The 16,273-nt window shown below is 73.1% G+C and carries 13 protein-coding genes; 3 read left to right on the top strand and 10 right to left on the bottom strand.

What is annotated here, in order from left to right:
• The first annotated feature begins 616 nt into the window (after window positions 1-616).
• Complete coding sequence (locus tag ACFYOP_RS03240) at window positions 617-1,906, top strand: peptidoglycan DD-metalloendopeptidase family protein (protein WP_356891028.1); 1,290 nt, start codon at window positions 617-619, stop codon at window positions 1,904-1,906.
• Here the strand turns inward: ACFYOP_RS03240 and ACFYOP_RS03235 are convergent.
• The 9 genes from ACFYOP_RS03235 to ACFYOP_RS03195 all read right to left on the bottom strand — a co-directional run bounded on the left by ACFYOP_RS03235 (window position 1,787) and on the right by ACFYOP_RS03195 (window position 12,355).
• Window positions 1,787-2,752, bottom strand: coding sequence for a DMT family transporter (locus tag ACFYOP_RS03235; protein ID WP_356891030.1), 966 nt, complete (start codon window positions 2,750-2,752; stop codon window positions 1,787-1,789). The genes ACFYOP_RS03240 and ACFYOP_RS03235 overlap by 120 nt on opposite strands.
• Before the next feature lie 236 nt (window positions 2,753-2,988).
• Entirely contained in the window at window positions 2,989-3,771 is a 783-nt protein-coding gene (locus ACFYOP_RS03230; protein ID WP_388450890.1) for an endo alpha-1,4 polygalactosaminidase, read from the bottom strand.
• Complete coding sequence (locus ACFYOP_RS03225) at window positions 3,771-4,427, bottom strand: spherulation-specific family 4 protein (RefSeq protein WP_356891032.1); 657 nt, start codon at window positions 4,425-4,427, stop codon at window positions 3,771-3,773. Before ACFYOP_RS03225 ends, ACFYOP_RS03230 begins: the two co-directional genes overlap by 1 nt.
• Entirely contained in the window at window positions 4,424-5,356 is a 933-nt protein-coding gene (locus ACFYOP_RS03220) for an NAD(P)-dependent oxidoreductase (RefSeq protein ID WP_356891034.1), read from the bottom strand. Before ACFYOP_RS03220 ends, ACFYOP_RS03225 begins: the two co-directional genes overlap by 4 nt.
• Before the next feature lie 6 nt (window positions 5,357-5,362).
• A complete protein-coding gene (locus ACFYOP_RS03215; RefSeq protein WP_356891036.1) occupies window positions 5,363-6,076 on the bottom strand; it encodes a sugar phosphate nucleotidyltransferase in 714 nt (237 codons plus the stop codon).
• 148 nt (window positions 6,077-6,224) lie between these two features.
• The gene (locus ACFYOP_RS03210) at window positions 6,225-7,226 is read right to left on the bottom strand and encodes an SDR family NAD(P)-dependent oxidoreductase (protein ID WP_356891038.1); all 1,002 of its coding nucleotides are present in this window, start codon (window positions 7,224-7,226) and stop codon (window positions 6,225-6,227) included.
• Window positions 7,227-7,284: 58 nt separating this feature from the next.
• Window positions 7,285-8,658 (bottom strand): hypothetical protein, encoded by a 1,374-nt coding sequence (locus tag ACFYOP_RS03205; RefSeq protein ID WP_356891040.1) that lies wholly within the window; start codon window positions 8,656-8,658, stop codon window positions 7,285-7,287.
• Window positions 8,655-10,148 carry a GT4 family glycosyltransferase PelF gene (gene pelF / locus ACFYOP_RS03200; protein WP_356891042.1) on the bottom strand — a complete coding sequence of 498 codons (1,494 nt, stop codon included), beginning with the start codon at window positions 10,146-10,148 and terminating at the stop codon, window positions 8,655-8,657. Before pelF ends, ACFYOP_RS03205 begins: the two co-directional genes overlap by 4 nt.
• Before the next feature lie 59 nt (window positions 10,149-10,207).
• Entirely contained in the window at window positions 10,208-12,355 is a 2,148-nt protein-coding gene (locus ACFYOP_RS03195; RefSeq protein WP_356891044.1) for a hypothetical protein, read from the bottom strand.
• A 482-nt stretch (window positions 12,356-12,837) separates the two neighbouring features.
• Here ACFYOP_RS03195 and ACFYOP_RS03190 point away from each other — a divergent pair, with 482 nt between their 5' ends.
• Complete coding sequence (locus tag ACFYOP_RS03190) at window positions 12,838-14,304, top strand: SDR family NAD(P)-dependent oxidoreductase (RefSeq protein ID WP_356891046.1); 1,467 nt, start codon at window positions 12,838-12,840, stop codon at window positions 14,302-14,304.
• A 299-nt stretch (window positions 14,305-14,603) separates the two neighbouring features.
• Window positions 14,604-14,774 (top strand): hypothetical protein, encoded by a 171-nt coding sequence (locus ACFYOP_RS03185; protein ID WP_356891048.1) that lies wholly within the window; start codon window positions 14,604-14,606, stop codon window positions 14,772-14,774.
• Between the two features lie 76 nt (window positions 14,775-14,850).
• On the opposite strand, the gene ACFYOP_RS03180 is transcribed toward ACFYOP_RS03185, so the two are convergent.
• A complete protein-coding gene (locus ACFYOP_RS03180) occupies window positions 14,851-16,257 on the bottom strand; it encodes a lipase maturation factor family protein (protein WP_356891050.1) in 1,407 nt (468 codons plus the stop codon).
• Between the last annotated feature and the right edge of the window lie 16 nt (window positions 16,258-16,273).

The raw sequence follows: 16,273 nt of genomic DNA, 5'->3' as shown, positions 1-16,273 counted from the left end.
CTCCGGCCGGTGGCGGCGCGACCGCCCCGGTGGAGCGACACTTTCGAGCCAACTGGCGTACCCGCACGGGTGCCGCGTCTCCCGGGGGCTGGGGCAGAGCCCCGGTTCGGAGCCCGCCGCCCGGGCCCGCCTCGTCGGGGTCTGGGGCGGAGCCCCAGTTTCGGGAAGGGGCGGGGTGGGGGACTTCTCCCATCTGCACACGCCCACCGGCGGGGGCGAAACGGCCGCCCCGGGGCAGGGGGACGTGCAGGGGGCGTGTCCGGGACGTAAGGCGTCGGGAGACAGGGCGAGGCAGGTACGGGAAAGCAGTCCCGGACATGCCTCCGGAGCGGCACCCGGGCGCAAGCGCACAGGACCGGGCCACGCTCCGGACGCGCGGCACCCGGGCGCAAGCGCACAGGACCGGGCCACGCCCGGCCCCGCCCGGACGCGCGCCGCCCGGACACCGGACTACACGGACCGGGCCAGGACCGGAAACGTAACCCGGACCCACCGGGCGCCGCCCGGACCGGCGGGATCGGGCCAGCGTCGGGCTGAAGCCTTGTCACTGTCCGTACGCCGCCCGTAAGTTGCTCGATTGCGACATGACCAGAATTGCGCTCAGGGGGAGACCGTCATGGCCGGAACCGGTCGGCACCGCCGATATCAGCCGAGCCGAATCAACCGCGCTTCGCTCACCGTCACCGCCGGCGGCGCCGGCATGGCTCTGCCCCTGATCGGCGCGGGGTCCGCCCACGCCGCGTCCGTGGACGTGTGGGAGAAGGTCGCGGCCTGCGAGTCCACCAGCGACTGGGGGATCAACAGCGGCAACGGCTACTACGGCGGTCTCCAGTTCAGCCAGGCCACCTGGGAGGCGTACGGCGGCCGGCGGTACGCCCCACGCGCGGATCTGGCCACCAAGGACCAGCAGATCGCCGTCGCGGAGAAGGTGCTCAAGGGGCAGGGGCCGCGCGCCTGGCCGACGTGCTCGGGCGAGGCCGGGCTGACCCGTGGCGGCGGGGCCCCGGACATCGCGAGGACGGGACCGCAGCAGGCCGCGCCGCCGAAGCGGATCGTGTCGAAGGACGCCGCGTCCCCGACCACCGTTCCGACGCAGCGCGAGGGCTACACCGTCGCCCGCGGTGACTCACTGTCCAAGATCGCAAGCTCGGAGCGGGTCAGGGGCGGCTGGCAGGGGCTGTACGCGCGGAACCGCGCGGTCGTCGGTGACGACCCCGATCTGATCTTCCCCGGGCAGCGGCTGACCCTGCGGGGCAGGACGGCCCCGCCCCAGGAGCGGACGCCGTCCAGAACCGAGACCCCGAAGCCGCAGCCCGGACCGGAGAAGCCGCAGCCCCGCCCGGAAGCGAAACCGCAGCCGAAGCCGGAGAAGACACAGCAGGCAAAGCCGCGGCCCAGGCCCCAGCCCCAGCAGGAGAGGCCGCAAGCAAATCCCAAGCAGGACGAGCCGCAGTCGAAGCCCCGGCCGCAGCCGCAGAAACCACAGACGACGGCGCCGAGGGCGCCATCCGTCGCCCCCGTCGCAGCCGGCCCCTCGACCTCCTATCGGAAGACCGGTTCGTCATGGTCGAGCGGCTACCACACGGGCGTCGACTTCCCCGTCCCGACCGGCACCTCCGTGAAGGCGGTCGCGGCCGGGAAGGTCGTGTCGGCCGGGTGGGCCGGGGCGTACGGGTACGAGATCGTCGTACGGCACAACGACGGCAGGTACAGCCAGTACGCCCATCTGTCGGCCATGAACGTGCGGGCGGGTCAGCAGGTGAGCGCCGGTCAGCGGATCGCCCGCTCAGGATCCACCGGCAACAGCACGGGGCCGCATCTCCACTTCGAGATCCGCACGGGACCCGGGTACGGCTCCGACATCGACCCCCTCGCGTACCTGCGGGCGCGAGGTGTGTCGATCTGACCCGGGCCGCGTGGTCCGCCCGGTGCCGAGCCGTTCGACGGTGAGCAGGATCAGGCCGCCCGCGGCGACCGCACCGCAGGCGAGGGCGAGCACCGTGCCCGCGACGCCGTAGCGGAAGCCCTCGCCGAACATGGTGATGCCGACGACCGCCGCGACGACCGGGTTGACGACGGTGAGCGTCGCGAGCGGTGCGGCGAGCCCCGCGCCGCGGTAGGAGGCCTGGGAGAGCAGCAGGCCGCCGGTGGCCAGGGCGGCGATGACCGCCAGGCTCGGCCACTGGGCGAACGGCGAGCTCCACAGCCAGTCCACGGCGACCGATTTGGTGAAGACGGACGCGATACCGAAGGCGACGCCGGCCGCGACGGCGAGCAGCATGCTGCGCTTGATCGGCCGGTGCACGCCCTGGGCGGCCAGGAAGAGCAGCGCGACCGTGCCGAGGGTGGCGATCGCGAGGGCGCCGCGCCCGGTCGCGTCCAGCGGGCGGGACTCCGTCTCCCCCGTGAGGGCGAGGAGTCCGGCGAGGCCGACGGTCGCCATGATCGCGCCGCGCCAGGCGGTGGAGCCGGCCCTGCGCCGTACGAAGAGCGCGGCCATCGGCAGCGCGAAGACGATGGTCAGTGCTCCCAGGGGCTGCACCAGGCTCAGCGGGCCGTACGCGAGGGCCACCACGTGCAGGACCGCTCCCGTGCCGTTGAGGGCGACGGCGGCCCACCAGCCCGGCTGGTGCAGCGGCGCGTACGGGCGCGAGGGGGTGGTGGTCGCCACGTGTTCCTGAAGGATCGCGCCGGCCGCGTAGGCGACCGCGGAGACCAGCGACAGGAGCACGGACAGCGCGAGGGAGCTCATAGTGACAACCCTGTCCCCCTTCTGCCGTCACGTCGTCGTTCTTGAGCAGGCACTTGCCCGTACTGCCGAAGTAGTACGGGGACGGGTCCAAGGTCCGCCTCCGGGTGTGGGTGCGTGCTCCGGCCGGGGCGGTCGGGGTGCACACGACTCGTCTCCAGTATCCGTTCGGCGCCGGTCGAACGCCCACTTCTGCGGCCGGCCCGCGGCCCCACTTCTGCGGCCGGCCCGCGGCCCCGTCAGCAGGGCTGCCGCCAGGCCCCCAGGTCGAGCTTCTTGCGCATCGAGCTGAAGCCGAGCCGGGTCGCCTGCCCGCAGAACCGCTCCACCGGGAGCGCGTACTCGACGTGGAAGACGGCCTTCCCCGCCGCGACGAACGGGGTCAGGGCCGTGCACCCGCCGTACTGGGCGCACTCCTCGTTCACGGCGAAGTCGAAGTCGTCGACCAGTTCCGGCACTTGGTCCAGGTCGTTCTTGAGCCCGACCGACAGTCCCCGCTCGTGGGAGAGCCGCGCGATCATCCGGTTGTAGGCGAGCTGGTGCGCGGCGGTCAGCGGGAAGCCGGTGTCGTTGGTCCAGCCGTCGAGGAGGTCCGGTTCGACGGCGTCGAAGCCGCGCTCGCGGCACATCTCGATCCGCTCGGCCATCAGCGGTTCCAGCACGTCGAGCCGGCGGATGTCCAGCCAGCGCTCGCCCGCCCAGCCGTTGGGCGAGCCCAGCACCGAGCGAGGGAAGTCGCCGGCGTCGGGGCGGAAGTCCTCCCAAGCGCCGGCGTTGATGTAACAGATGACCTTGCGGCCCTCGCGGTGGAGCCGGCGCACGGTCGCGGCGTCGTTCTCGAAGCCGTCGATGTCGTAGACCGGCACGTCGATGCCGTGGTCGATCCTCCCGTCCAACTGCCACTGCCAGTCCGTGCCCGGCTGGGGCAGCCACCGCGGCCGCGGGTCCTCGCCGCCCGTGGCCGTACAGGCGGCGAGCAGCACCAGCAGCAGGGCGGCGAGAACCGCACGGGACCGGGAGATCACGACGCGCCCAGGGCCGGCGGCAGCGCCGACCACGGGTTGGGCCCCCGGCCCGGGACGGCGCAGTGCACCGCGGCCCGGCGCAGCGCGGCCGTGCGGGCGGCCAGTCCCGACAGCGCGCGCGGCACCCCGTGCACCAGGTGGCAGAACGTCTCCGGCGGATGGGCCCCCGTCCACGGCGGCGCGGCCGGGGCCGTGCGGTACGCCTCCCAGCCGCCCTCGAAGGTGACCAGCAGGTCGGCGAACGCCGCGTAGCCGGGCGCGGGATGCAGCCCCGGATTGAGGACTACCGTCGCCGCGCCGTGCGACCTGGCCGTCCTGGCCAGGCGCCGGTAGTGACGCACCCCGGCCTGGTCGGGCGCGACCTGGTCGAGGAAGAACCCGTCCGTGCCGTACCAGTCGCGGTGACGCCCGTAGTCGCCGGCGACGGCGCGGGCGGGGCGGCGCCCGTAGTCGGTGTCCACATAGCCGAGCACCCGCACACCGGCCGCCCGCAGCGCGCCGGCCGCCGCGGCGAACCCGGCGTCCGGCGCGGTCCCCGGACCGTCGGCGGCGTTGAGCACGACGCCGTACAGCAGGGGAGCGTGGTCGACCAGCGTCCGCCAGGCGGCCGGGTCGACGCCGGGGTGGATGTAGAGGGGGACGAGCAGCTTCATGCCGGGCCGCTCACCGCCTCGACGGGGCCGGAGCCCATGGCCCGAGCGGCCCCGCCCGCCGCCTGCCACAGGTCGGCGACGGACTCGGCCGGCGTCCGGCGCGGCCGCCAGCCGAGCGCGGCGCGGGCCGCCGAGACGTCCGCCGCCTGCCACGGCACGGCCGCCGAGCGCCCGGACCCGTCGCCGGCCTCGTCGAGGTGCCCGGCGAACCCTGCCGCCTCCACCAGCAGCGCCGCCAGCTGGCGCACCTGCGTCGGGTGCCCGCTGCCGATGTTGAGCACCGGCGGCAGCGGGCCTTGCGCGGTCACGGCCGCGGCGACCGCGTCCGCCACGTCCCGCACGTCGACGAAGTCGCGGTACGCGGACAGGTCGCCCACCCGGACCCGGCCGTGCCCGCCGGCCCGCCGCAGTTCCGCGGTGAGTCGGCCGGGCAGTCCGGCCGCCGGGGCGCCGGGACCGACCGGGTTGAAGACGCGGAGGACGACGGCGTCGACGCCGGAGGCGGTCACGGCGACCGTCCCCGCCAGCTTCGTCGCGCCGTACGGGCCGAGCGGCCGGGTCGGGGCCGACTCGGCGACGGGCTCACCGGGCACGGTGGGACCGTACTCGGCCGCCGAGCCCAGATGCACGAGACGCGCGCCCGGCAGGGTGTCGCGCATCGCCTCGCACAGGGCGGCCGGTCCTCGTGCGTTGACGTCCGTGAGCCGTACGGCGCTGCCCGCCACGAGCCCCGCGCAGTTGACGACCACGTCGGGCGCCGCGAGGCGCAGCGCCGAGGCGAGTACCTCGGGCTCTGCGGTCAGATCGGCCTCCAGGTCCGAGCCGAGCGTCCGGCCGCCCAGCAGCAGCCGCACGTCCGGCAGGGCGCGCAGTCGTGTCGCGGCGTGAGTGCCGATGAATCCGGTGGACCCCAGCAGGAGGATGCGCACCTGTGCTCACGCCCCCTTGAGCAGCAGGCCGCGGTGGGTGGTGAACTCGGCGTTGGCGCGGTCGTAGTCGTCGGGCCGGCCGATGTCGAGCCAGTAGCCGTCGAACTCGTAGGCGTGCGGCGGGTCGCCCGCCTTCAGCAGGTCCAGCATCAGTTCGTCGAATCCGAGCGGCAGGCCGGGCGTGTACCCGGCGAGGGTGTTCCGGCTCAGCCCGTACACGCCCATGGAGACCCGGTAGTCCATGCTCGGCTTCTCCGCGAAACCGGTGACCTTGCCCGCCTCGGTGGTGAGCACGCCGAAGTCGATGGCGACCTTGCGGGCGTACGTGGCGACGGTCAGCGGCGCGCCGGACTCGGTGTGCTGTCCCAGCACGTCGCCGTAGTCCAGGTCCGTGAGCACGTCCCCGTTCATCACGAGGAAGTGCTCGGGCAGCCGGTCCATCATGGTGAGCAGCGGGCCCATCGTGCCGAGCGGGCTGTCCTCGCTGGAGTAGCCGACCCGCAGCCCCCACTGGGAGCCGTTGCCGACGTAGGCGCGGATGATGTGGCCGAGATGGCCGATCGCCAGTGTGCAGCTGCTGAAACCGGCGGTCGCCAGCTGGCGGAGCACGATCTCCAGGATGGCGTGCTGGTCGCCGATGGGCACCAGCGGTTTGGGCAGTGCGGTCGTGTACGGGCGGAGCCGGACGCCCTTGCCTCCGGCGAGTATCACTGCGTGCATGGGGCTCTCCTGTGCGGTCGGTTGCCGTGCGGAGGGTCCGGGCGGGAGGTCCGGGCCGGATTCCCCCGGTGTGCCGGACCTGTGCGTCGGACCTGTGCCTTGGGCTCTCGTCCGTCCGACGTCTGCGTCGGACGGCTCGGACGTCGGATCAGATGTTGTAGATGCCGGTCTTGTAGCGGGCCAGGTTGGCCGGGTCGCGGAAGAAGTCGATGGTGTGGCCCAGGCCGCGCTCCAGGTCGTGCTCCGGCGCCCAGCCGGTCGCGGCGCGCAGCCGGGAGGCGTCGGCGACCAGGCGCATCACCTCGGAGGCGGCCGGCCGGATGCGCTGCTCGTCCTGCCGTACCTCGAGGTCCGCGTCCATCAGTTTGCCGATGAGCGCGGCCAGTTCGCCGACCGACACCTCGCCGCCGGTGCCGGCGTTGAAGGTGCGGCCCACGACGGCGTCGGCGGGCGCCGTGCCCACCGCGAGGAACGCGCGCGCCGTGTCCTTGACGTAGAGGAAGTCGCGGGTCGGGCGCAGGTCCCCGAGGGTGATCGTCCGTTCCCCCGCCGCGACCTGGCCGATCACGGTGGGGATGACGGCGCGCATCGACTGGCGCGGCCCGAAGGTGTTGAAGGGCCGCAGTGTCACCACGGGGGTGCCGAAGCTCGCGTGGTAGCTGTCGGCGAGCCGGTCGCCGCCCGCCTTCGAAGCGGCGTACGGGGACTGGGTGTTGATCGGATGGTCCTCGCTGATCGGCACCGTCTGCGCGGTGCCGTACGTCTCGCTGGTGGAGGTGTGCACCAGCCGGGGGGTGCCGAGCCGCCGCACCGCCTCCAGCACGTTGAGCGTGCCGGTGACGTTGGTGTCCACGTAACTGTGCGGCGCCTGGTAGGAGTACGGGATCGCGATGAGCGCGGCGAGGTGGTAGACCGCCTCCGCGCCGTCGACGAGCTGGTGCACGGAACCCGGGTCGCGGACGTCGCCGAGGACGATCTCGACCTGGTCCAGCACCTCGGGGGAGAGGGTTTCCAGCCAGCCGTAGGAGGAGAAGGAGTTGTACTGGGCCATCGCCCGGACCCGGAGTCCCGCGGCGACGAGGGTCTCGGTCAGGTGCGAACCGATGAAACCCTCCGCCCCGGTGACGGCGACCAGCGTGTTCGGTGTCACGAAAGAGCTCCCGTGGTGGATGTCGGAATGACGCAATGACGGAGTGCGGACATGACGGTCAGCGATGGGCGGTCGGCCGGCAGAGCTGCCGTACCGCGGTGAGGACCAGGGCGGCCGCCGCCGCGGTGCCGCAGACGGTCCCGACGGCGTCCTGCGGGAGGCCGGCCGCCGCGGCGCCCGCCTGCGCGGCGGCGGCGAGAAGCGTCACCAGAGCGGGGACCCACGGCAGCGCGAACGCCTGGAGCAGCAGCGCCGTCCACAGCACGACGCCGAGCGTCAGCAGCGACAGCAGGGCGGCGGGCCCCCTCCCCAACAGCAGGGCGCCGGCCGCCAGGAGCGCCGAGTACCCGCAGAGGCAGCGCGCAAGCGCCCAGGCCGAGCGCAGCGCGAAGTCGCTCATGCCGGTGCTGTTCCGCAGGGCGCCGACGGAGAGGGACCGGTATCGGTACAGCAGCCATTCGGCGTGTCCCATGCTGAGCGTCAGCACCACGACCAGGGCCGGGTCCGCCGCCCCCATGAGCGCCGCGAGCACGCCCGCGCCGAGCCCGAACAGGCCGTACGGAAGCGAGCGCGGCAGCCCCGGCCCGCCGTCGTCGCCGGCCGGTCCCGAGCGCAGCGCGGAGCGCACCGTGTGCGCGGCGGCCGCGGCGGCGAGCACCACCGTGGCCAGCAGCAGCGCCACGGCCGGCGGCACGGGTGGCGTTCCGGCCGCGGTGGCGGCGGCGCCCGCGGCGACCGGCAGGAGCGAGGCCAGCAGCAGCCGCTCCCGCTCGAGGACGAGCAGAACGCTCGCCGCGGCCAGATAACAGGACTGCCCGGCGGCGAACCACGCGCCCGCGCCGGGGCCCGCGACGGCCAGCCCGGCGGCCGAGGCCACCAGCGCCCCCGCGGGCGCCCCCATCGCCAGGGTCCGTCCGCCCGCAGCCCGCCCCCCGGCCGCGAGCCGTACGTAGGCGCGATGGCTCAGGCCCTGGTTCCACGCCCACGCGGCCAGTCCGGCGACGACCAGCCCGGCGATCTCCGAACGGCCGTGCCACAGACCGCCGCCCAGCACGTACGCCAGCCCCGGCAGCGCGAACACGAGACTGCGCAGCACACAGCGGACGGGGTCAGCGCGCCAGGGGTCGACGGCCGCGGGCGGCCGCGGATAGTGGCGCGGCACCCGCTCGTACAGGTCCTCGGCGAGCGTGAACAGGTCCGGCCGGCCGTAGCGTTCGCCTATCTGATCGGGCGTCAGGCCGTCCGACTCGAGCAGGGCCGCCACCTCGTAGGGGTGCACGGCGGACGCGATCGGCTCGAAGAGCCGCTCGGCCAGTTCGTCGGCGGGGTCCTTCGCCCAGCCGGGCCGCCGGCGCGCGCGGGGGAGCGGCGCCGCCAGGGAGGCGGACAGCGTGTCCCCGTCGCCGGGGACCAGCCGCAGCGGGCCGCTCATCCGGTGGCTCCCGCGGTGGCGAACGGCCGCGCCACGACGGCTTCCCGTGTGCCGAGGGCGAGTTCGAGATAGATGGAGCGGAAGGTGTCGACGGTCTGCCGCAGGGTGAACTGCTCGATCACCCGCAGCCGTGCCCGCTCGCCCAGCGCCGCCCGGCGCCCCGGGTCGCGCAGCAGCTCCAGCGCGGCACGGGCCATGGCCTCCGGCTCCCGCGGCGGCACGACGAGACCGCAGGCGCCGACGGCCTCCCGCACCCCGCCGACATCGGTCGAGACCGTCGCCCGCCCGCACGACATGGCCTCGATCAGGGTGAACGGGAAGCCCTCGCTGATGCTGGACAGCATCACCACACTGCCCGCCGCGTACGCGTCCCTTATGTCGTCGACCCGCCCCTCGAACCGGACCGCGTCGCCGTGTCCCAGCTCGGCCGCGAGCGCCTCGCAGCTCTCCCGGTACGCCTCCCCGCCGCGCGGTGTGCCGCCGAACAGCCTCAGCCGCGCCTGCGGCACCTCCTGCCGTACGAGCGCGAGCGCCCGGATCAGCGTCCCGAGATCCTTGATCGGGTCGACCCGGCCCGCCCAGCTCAGCGTCGGCGCCGCGGGCTCCGGGCCGGCGGGCGGGAACGCGGACGGGTCGACGCCGTTGTAGACGGTGCGTATCAGCCGCGGGTCGGCGCCACCGCGCTCCTCCCACAGCCGGTTGTAGCGGTTGCCCGGTGTGACCAGGGCGGCGACCCGGTACGTCTCCTCCGCCAGCAGCCGGAAGAAGGCCAGCAGCAGCGCCTTGACCGGCCAGCTGTACGGCCCGGTGCGATAGCCGAGGTAACGTTCCCGCAGGTAGACGCCGTGCTCGGTGAGCAGCAGCGGCACACCGTGTTCGTGCGCGCCCACCAGACCGGGCAGCGCCGCGATCCCGCCGCTGACGGCATGGGCGACGCCGGTCTCCGGAGGGGCCGCGGCCAGTGGCCGCAGGGCGTGCTCCAGCAGGTCCGTGGCGGTGAGCGCGTCGTGGAGCGTGGGCCGCGCGGCGGACAGCGGCAGGTCGCGCCGCGTCCACAGGCCGGTCAGGACCCGCACCGCGCGGTCGGACCGCAGCACGGGGGACAGCACGCCGTCACGGGCGGCGCGGGCCAGCTCGTACAGCGCCGGCCCGAAGCCGTCCTCGGCCGCCGGCTCCACGAGCGCGGTCAGGAACCGCTCGTAGACGCCGGTCAGCCGGCGCAGCCGTGCCCCGCGCGGCGCCCGCCCCGTCGGGGCCGGGCCCCACATGGGCACGGTGACCGGGTCCGCGACATGGCGCGGCAGCTCCCAGACGACCGGCTCCTGCCCGGTGCCGGTCACCGCGGTGACGCGGAAGCCGACATCGGGCATGCCGCGTACGAGCTGGTCGCACCAGACGCTCACGCCGCCGTGACTGTGCGGATATGTGCCTTCGGTCAGCAGGGTGACCTTCGGCGCGCCGGCACGCGGCGGCCCGATCCTGGGTGCCATGCGGAACTTCCCCCGGGTGTGCGAGTGGTGCGAGTCGTCCTTCGGCCGGGTGCGCGTGGTCAGCGCGCGACCCCGTGTGCCACCGGCTCGCGCACCCCTCGGGGCAGCGGCAGCCGCGGAGTGCGCTCCCGCACCGGTTCCGCCTTCTTCACGCGGAGGAGTGCGGGCGCCGGCGTACCGGCCGGCAGAGCGAGCGTGACCCGGTCCTGCAGCAGCCCCGGCGACACCCAGCCGGAGACGGAACCGGCGTACGGGGTGCCGAAGGCGGTCGAGCCCAGCAGCTGGTTCTGGCGGGTGCCGGTCGGCATCGTGGCCGTGACCTGTACGCCGGAAGGCGCCCGCACGGTCACCGCGTCGCCGATGCGGTACGCGGTCACCTGTCCGGCCGCGACCGCCGCCCGCCATGCCGCACGGGCCCGCAGTTCGGCGCCGATGTCTCGCTGACGCAGATTCACCAGCGGGGCGCTGTCGGCGAACAGGGCGGCGTAGCTCTCCAGGACGCGGTCGAGCACCGGGTAGGCGATGCGGTCCTCCGCCAGATTGGACTGGTGGATGAAGTGGGGCCGCGGATCGCCGGACAGCACATGGCCGAGCGCGATCCGCGCCTCCAGCGGGACGAGGTACGCGTCGTATCCGGTGGCCGGGTCCAGCGGCTCGTCCAGACACGTGGTGACGGGCGAGGACTCGCAGATGCCGCTGCCGCCGTCGGCGGCCCGCGTGTAGATCCAGTTGTACTCGTCGATCTGCTCGGCTCTGCGGCCCGCGTTGTAGAAGATGTTCATCGGGTAGCGGGGCACGGTCAGGGCCGGGCCCACCTTGCGTTGCTGCCCGTCGCGGGAGTTGTCGGAGGCCAGGGATGTGATCGCGTTGTCGGCCAGGGCGGGCGCGAGGTTCGGGTTGTCGTCCGGCTGCTGCGGCAGGATCTTGAGGCCCGAGTGCTCGCCGGTGACCAGCTCGTCGGCCCGCATCGGGAGTCCGGCGCGGCGGCCCCAGGCGCGGTTGTCCGCGATCTGGCCGGCGATCTCGGCGCGGCTGACGTACTTCACACTGCCGTCCGTGTTCTTGGCGCAGGTCCACGGGACGGTGGAGACGTCCTGGACGCAGCCGAGGAACGGGTGGTTGTAGGTGTGGTTCACCCACCGGTAGAGGTCTCTGTCGGCGGTGAGCTGCCCGGCCAGCGGGTCGGCGCCGCCGTTCTCCTCCTTGAACAGCTCGCTGCCGCCGCCGTTGAAGACCATGTCGAGGGTGAAGTCCCTCGAGACCGACCACCCGGCCGCGTACCGGGCGTCCTCCGCGGACATCCGGATCGGGTCGGGCTCGCCCTGCCCGGGCGGGCAGTCGACGTCGCCGGGGGTGCAGTCGAGCTCGCTGTCCCAGCGGTCGTCGGCGGCCAGCACGTCGTCGACGTGGACCGCGAAGTGGTTGCGGCCCGCGCCGAGCCGCACGCCCTGCGTCATCCAGTCCACGATGCCCCGCGCCAGCAGCCGGAACTGCTGCTGGTACTGGTTGTAGACGAAGGTCACGACGAGTTCCCGCCGGCCGTCGTGCCGGTACTCCCCGACGAGCGAGCCGCGCCCGCCGGTGCCCGGCACGGGGACGTCCACATAGGTGGTGAAGTCCGCGCCGGCCGCCGGCAGCGCTGCATGGGCGTAACTCTCGCCGACGACGGGGGAGTTGTCCTCGAACGGGACGGGCCCGTCCAGATAGCCGAACGGCCCCGCCCGCCCGGCGGCCGTCACCCCCGCCTCCGCGCCGTCCAGCGACCCGCTGTAGCCGCCGTGCACCGGATAGGCGAGCCCCACCTCGGGCCTGGCATAGGTGTACGCGTCCACCTGCGGGATCGCGAAGCGCTTCTCGTACGAGGTGAGCGCGGCGAGCTCGGTCGCCGCGAGCTGGGCCGGGCTGTCGCTGGGCAGCACCACCGCCTGGTACTTGGCGCGCGGCCGGCCGTCGACGGTGTCGGCGAGGAAGCCCGCGTCGATCTCCGCGCGCTCCGCCGTGCGGAGATCCACGCGGGTGAACGGTGTGCCCTGGCCGCCCAGTTCGGCGGCGATCGCCTCGACGGCGGGACCGCCGTCGTCGACCACGAGCACCCGCAGATCGACCCGCGGCGCGGGCGGCTCCGCGGCGCTCGCCGCCGGCGCCATGAGAGCCGGCAGCAGTGCGCCTGCGCAGGCGAAAGCGGTGGTGCGGACGGTACGCCTCACAGTGTTTCCTCCCCTGACAGGGCATGCCGGACCCCCATCCGGCATGCGCTGTCCCCCCAGAAATGGCCGGACCGCAACGCGATCCGCCACGTCGGCTCTGTCGGATCACATAGTGGGGTGCGCTGTGCCGCAAGTGTGTGGGGACGGTGAAACCTGGCGTAAAACGGATGCGGCGCCCAGGGCCGGCCGTACGCCCCGCAAGGGGAGGCCGGACGCGTGAGGTGATCGCCGCCACCGCCGGATCGGCAGGCGGCGCATGGGGTGAGCGAATGGCGACACCTACAGAGGTGCAGACCAATCGCCCCCGATGTCGATCATTGACGGCACTGCACACATTTCGGCCAATCCCTGCCCGCCCGGTTTTCCCGCCTCGTCCCCGGATCTCATGTGACGGGTGTCATTTGGCCGGTACCTCAACAGTCAGTAAAGTCGAGCTTTTGAAACGCGGCATTCGAGTGACCTAGGAAGAACGGCAACAAGCGATGACGGTGACAGAGGACAGCCCGGTGGCGTACGGGCCGGGCATCGACCCTGAGCGGCTGGCCGTCTGCCTGAGCGTGCTCGAAGAGCTCGACAAGCTCGAGGTCGACCATCCGGACGCGATCGCGGTACGCCGCGCCACCGCCGGTGTGTACCGGACGGTCAAGCAGCGACGCCGCCAGGAGCGCCGCGCGGCCAAGACGGCGCACGACAAGGCCGTCACGGAGGCGACCGCGACGGGCTCCGCGGTCCGGATCGACGACGAGACGCAGGGCGTGCTGCCGTCGTCCTCGTCCCAGGGGGAGATCGCGGGCGTCCTGCGGCGCCCCCGCTCCTGCTACATCTGCAAGACCCGCTACGTCGAGGTGGACGCGTTCTACCACCAGCTGTGCCAGGAGTGCGCCACGGAGAACCGCGCCCGGCGCGACGCCCGCGCCGATCTGACCGGCAAGCGCGCCCTGCTCACGGGCGGCCGGGCCAAGATCGGTATGTACATCGCGCTGCGGCTGCTGCGTGACGGCGCCCACACCACCATCACTACCCGCTTCCCGAGCGACGCCATCCGCCGCTTCAAGGCGATGCCGGACAGCGACGAGTGGATCCACCGCCTCAAGGTCGTGGGGGTCGACCTGCGCGACCCGGCGCAGGTCGTCGCCCTCGCCGACTCCGTCGCGGCCGCGGGCCCGCTCGACATCCTGATCAACAACGCCGCCCAGACGGTCCGCCGCTCCCCGCAGGCGTACCGGGAGCTGATCGCCGCGGAGTCGGCGCCGCTGCCGGCGGGCGAGCTGCCGCCGGCCGAGGTCATCGGCACGTTCGGCAGCGGTGCCGTCGACTCGGTGGCCGCGCTGCCGTCGTCCGGCGCGAAGGGGCTGACGGCGCAGGACGTCACCGACCTCGCCCTGGTCGGCGGCTCCGCCTCACTGGAGCGGATCGCGGCGGGCACGGCCATCGACGCGGGCGGCCTGGTGCCCGATCTGCACGACACGAACAGCTGGATCCAGACCGTCTCCGAGGTCGACCCGGTCGAGCTGCTCGAGGTCCAGCTCTGCAACTCGACCGCGCCGTTCATCCTGATCAGCCGGCTCCGCCCGGCGATGGCGGCGGCCGCGTCCCGGCGGAAGTACGTCGTCAACGTCTCCGCGATGGAGGGCGTCTTCAGCCGCGGCTACAAGGGCGCGGGCCACCCGCACACCAACATGGCGAAGGCCGCGCTGAACATGCTGACCCGCACCAGCGCCCAGGAGATGTTCGAGGCGGACGGCATCCTGATGACGGCCGTCGACACCGGCTGGATCACCGACGAGCGGCCGCACCCCGACAAGATGCGGCTGGCGGACGCGGGCTTCCACGCCCCTCTCGACCTGATCGACGGCGCGGCCCGCGTCTACGACCCGATCGTGCGCGGCGAGGAGGGCGAAGACCTGTTCGGCTGCTTCCTCAAGGACTACGCCCCCGCCAACTGGTAGACCGCCGGGAGCACATCGCACCGCCTGTCACGGCCGGTGCACCCGCCAAGGGTGCACCGGCCGTTGGGCTGTCCCCGGACACCGATCGGCCGGAAACGAGCGGAATTCAAGGCGCTATCGAGCGCAGCGCCGCTCATTTGGTTATCTTGGGGTGAACGGACGAGCCGCCAAGGGATCCACAAACCCCCCTTCGGCCGTCCTGGGACAGGTCTGCAACCAGGCTGCGGTCCCGCCCGAGTGACGGCGCCACCGCGACCGAACTGCCCCTGCCCCAGTTACCCGACACAGAGGAGTGCGCGGTGACACCAGATGTGAAGCAAGACCAGCGACCGCCCGAGCGCGGCGGCGAACGGGCCGGCAAGGCCGAAGAGCTCGGCAATCTCGAGGTCTGGGCACGCTCGGCCCCGATCCGGCTCGCCGGTTACGAGGAGGACCTCGCCGAACCGCACATCCTGCCGGGCATCGACTGACCAGTGCTTCACCGTGTGCCCCCTGCCGCCCCGCAGGGGGCGCACCGCTGCGCCCTCCGGGCCCGCGCCGAGCAGATCAGGACAGCCGTGTCGGCGCCAGGAACTCGCGTACGAAGGTCCGGTGCCACCGCGCCCCGGTCTCCCGCCGCTCCCGCCGGGTCGTGAACCGGTAGCGGTAGAGCCGCGCCCGCACCTGCGCGGGCGGCGCGTCCGGGAACGGGTTGCGCCGCAGCAGCCTGAGCGTGTCCCGGTCGCCTTCGAGCAGCCGCTCCACGAACGGCAGGAACCACGGCCGCGCGTAGGCGGGGGAGAGCGCGGCGAACCACATCATCCAGTCGAGCCGCAGATGGTACGGGGCGTACTGGCGCGGCAGCCGGCGCACGTCGCCCGGCTTGCCCTTGAACTCGTACTCCCGCCAGACAGTGCCCTCGTGCACGGTCCGGTCGTCCGTGCCCTCGACCACCAGTTCCTGACGGACCCGGCCCACCGTGCCGAAGGCGCCGTAGGAGTTCACCAGGTGCAGCGAGTCGTAGGAGCGGTTCATCGCCTGCTGCTTGGAGAACAGGTTGAGCGCCGGGCGGTAGCTGAGGACCAGCACCAGCGCGGTCACGGCCAGCACCACGACCTGGTACCAGAGCGGCGCCGGTGGCAGCGGGTGCGCGCCCGCGATCGGCGAGCCGTCGACCGCGGAGAGGGCGAGGACGATCGTCAGCCAGTTCAGCCAGGCGAAGTTGCCCGACAGGACCAGCCACAGCTGGGTCACCACGATCAGTGCCGCGGCGATGCTCGCCACCGGCTGCGGGGTGAACAGCAGCACCGGTACGCCGAGTTGGACCACATGGTTGGCCGCGGTCTCGATCCGGTGGACAGGTTTGGGCAGCAGATGGAAGAGCCGGCTCAGCGGTCCGGGCATCGGCTGGGTCTCGTGATGGAAGTACAGACAGGTCAGATCGCGCCAACACGCGTCACCGCGGAGCTTGATCAGCCCCGCACCGAACTCCACCCGGAACAACAGCCAGCGCAGCAGCCACAGCACCAGCACCGGCGGCTCGACGTGCTCGTTGCCGAGGAGGACGGCGAGGAAACCGGTCTCCAGCAGCAACGACTCCCATCCGAAGCCGTACCAGGTCTGGCCCACGTTCACGATCGACAGGTACAGCACCCACAGCACCGCCCACCAGGCCATCGCGGCCCCGAGCGGCAGCCGGTCGGCCGCTCCCGCGACCAGGGCCGCAGAGAGCAGGCAGCCGGTCCAGGCGACCAGTGCGAAGAAGCGGTCGGAGTAGTGCAGCCGGAACAGGGTCGGCGCGCTGCGCCGGTCCGTCCGGCGCAGGAAGTCCGGCACGGGCAGCATGCCGCGCTCGCCGATCAGCGCCCTGAACTGCAGTGCGGCGGAGAGGAAGGCGACGAGATACACGGCGGCGAGCGCCCGCTGGAAGACCAGCCGGCTCAGCCAGTAAGCGTCGTCGCCGAACCATTCCATGGCTGCCAGTATCGGT

The sequence above is a fragment of the Streptomyces sp. NPDC006294 genome, assembly GCF_042870895.1.
Classification (GTDB): Bacteria; Actinomycetota; Actinomycetes; order Streptomycetales; family Streptomycetaceae; genus Streptomyces.
This window is presented reverse-complemented; position numbering and strand designations above follow the sequence as displayed.

Excerpts from the sequence above, each read along its gene's own strand:
- ACFYOP_RS03215 (WP_356891036.1), bottom strand. The coding sequence starts at position 6,076 with ATGCACGCAGTGATACTCGCCGGAGGCAAGGGCGTCCGGCTCCGCCCG.
- ACFYOP_RS03225 (WP_356891032.1), bottom strand. The coding sequence starts at position 4,427 with ATGAAGCTGCTCGTCCCCCTCTACATCCACCCCGGCGTCGACCCGGCC.
- ACFYOP_RS03240 (WP_356891028.1), top strand. The coding sequence starts at position 617 with ATGGCCGGAACCGGTCGGCACCGCCGATATCAGCCGAGCCGAATCAAC.
- ACFYOP_RS03205 (WP_356891040.1), bottom strand. The coding sequence starts at position 8,658 with ATGAGCGGCCCGCTGCGGCTGGTCCCCGGCGACGGGGACACGCTGTCC.
- ACFYOP_RS03190 (WP_356891046.1), top strand. The coding sequence starts at position 12,838 with ATGACGGTGACAGAGGACAGCCCGGTGGCGTACGGGCCGGGCATCGAC.
- ACFYOP_RS03180 (WP_356891050.1), bottom strand. The coding sequence starts at position 16,257 with ATGGAATGGTTCGGCGACGACGCTTACTGGCTGAGCCGGCTGGTCTTC.
- ACFYOP_RS03235 (WP_356891030.1), bottom strand. The coding sequence starts at position 2,752 with ATGAGCTCCCTCGCGCTGTCCGTGCTCCTGTCGCTGGTCTCCGCGGTC.
- pelF (WP_356891042.1), bottom strand. The coding sequence starts at position 10,148 with ATGGCACCCAGGATCGGGCCGCCGCGTGCCGGCGCGCCGAAGGTCACC.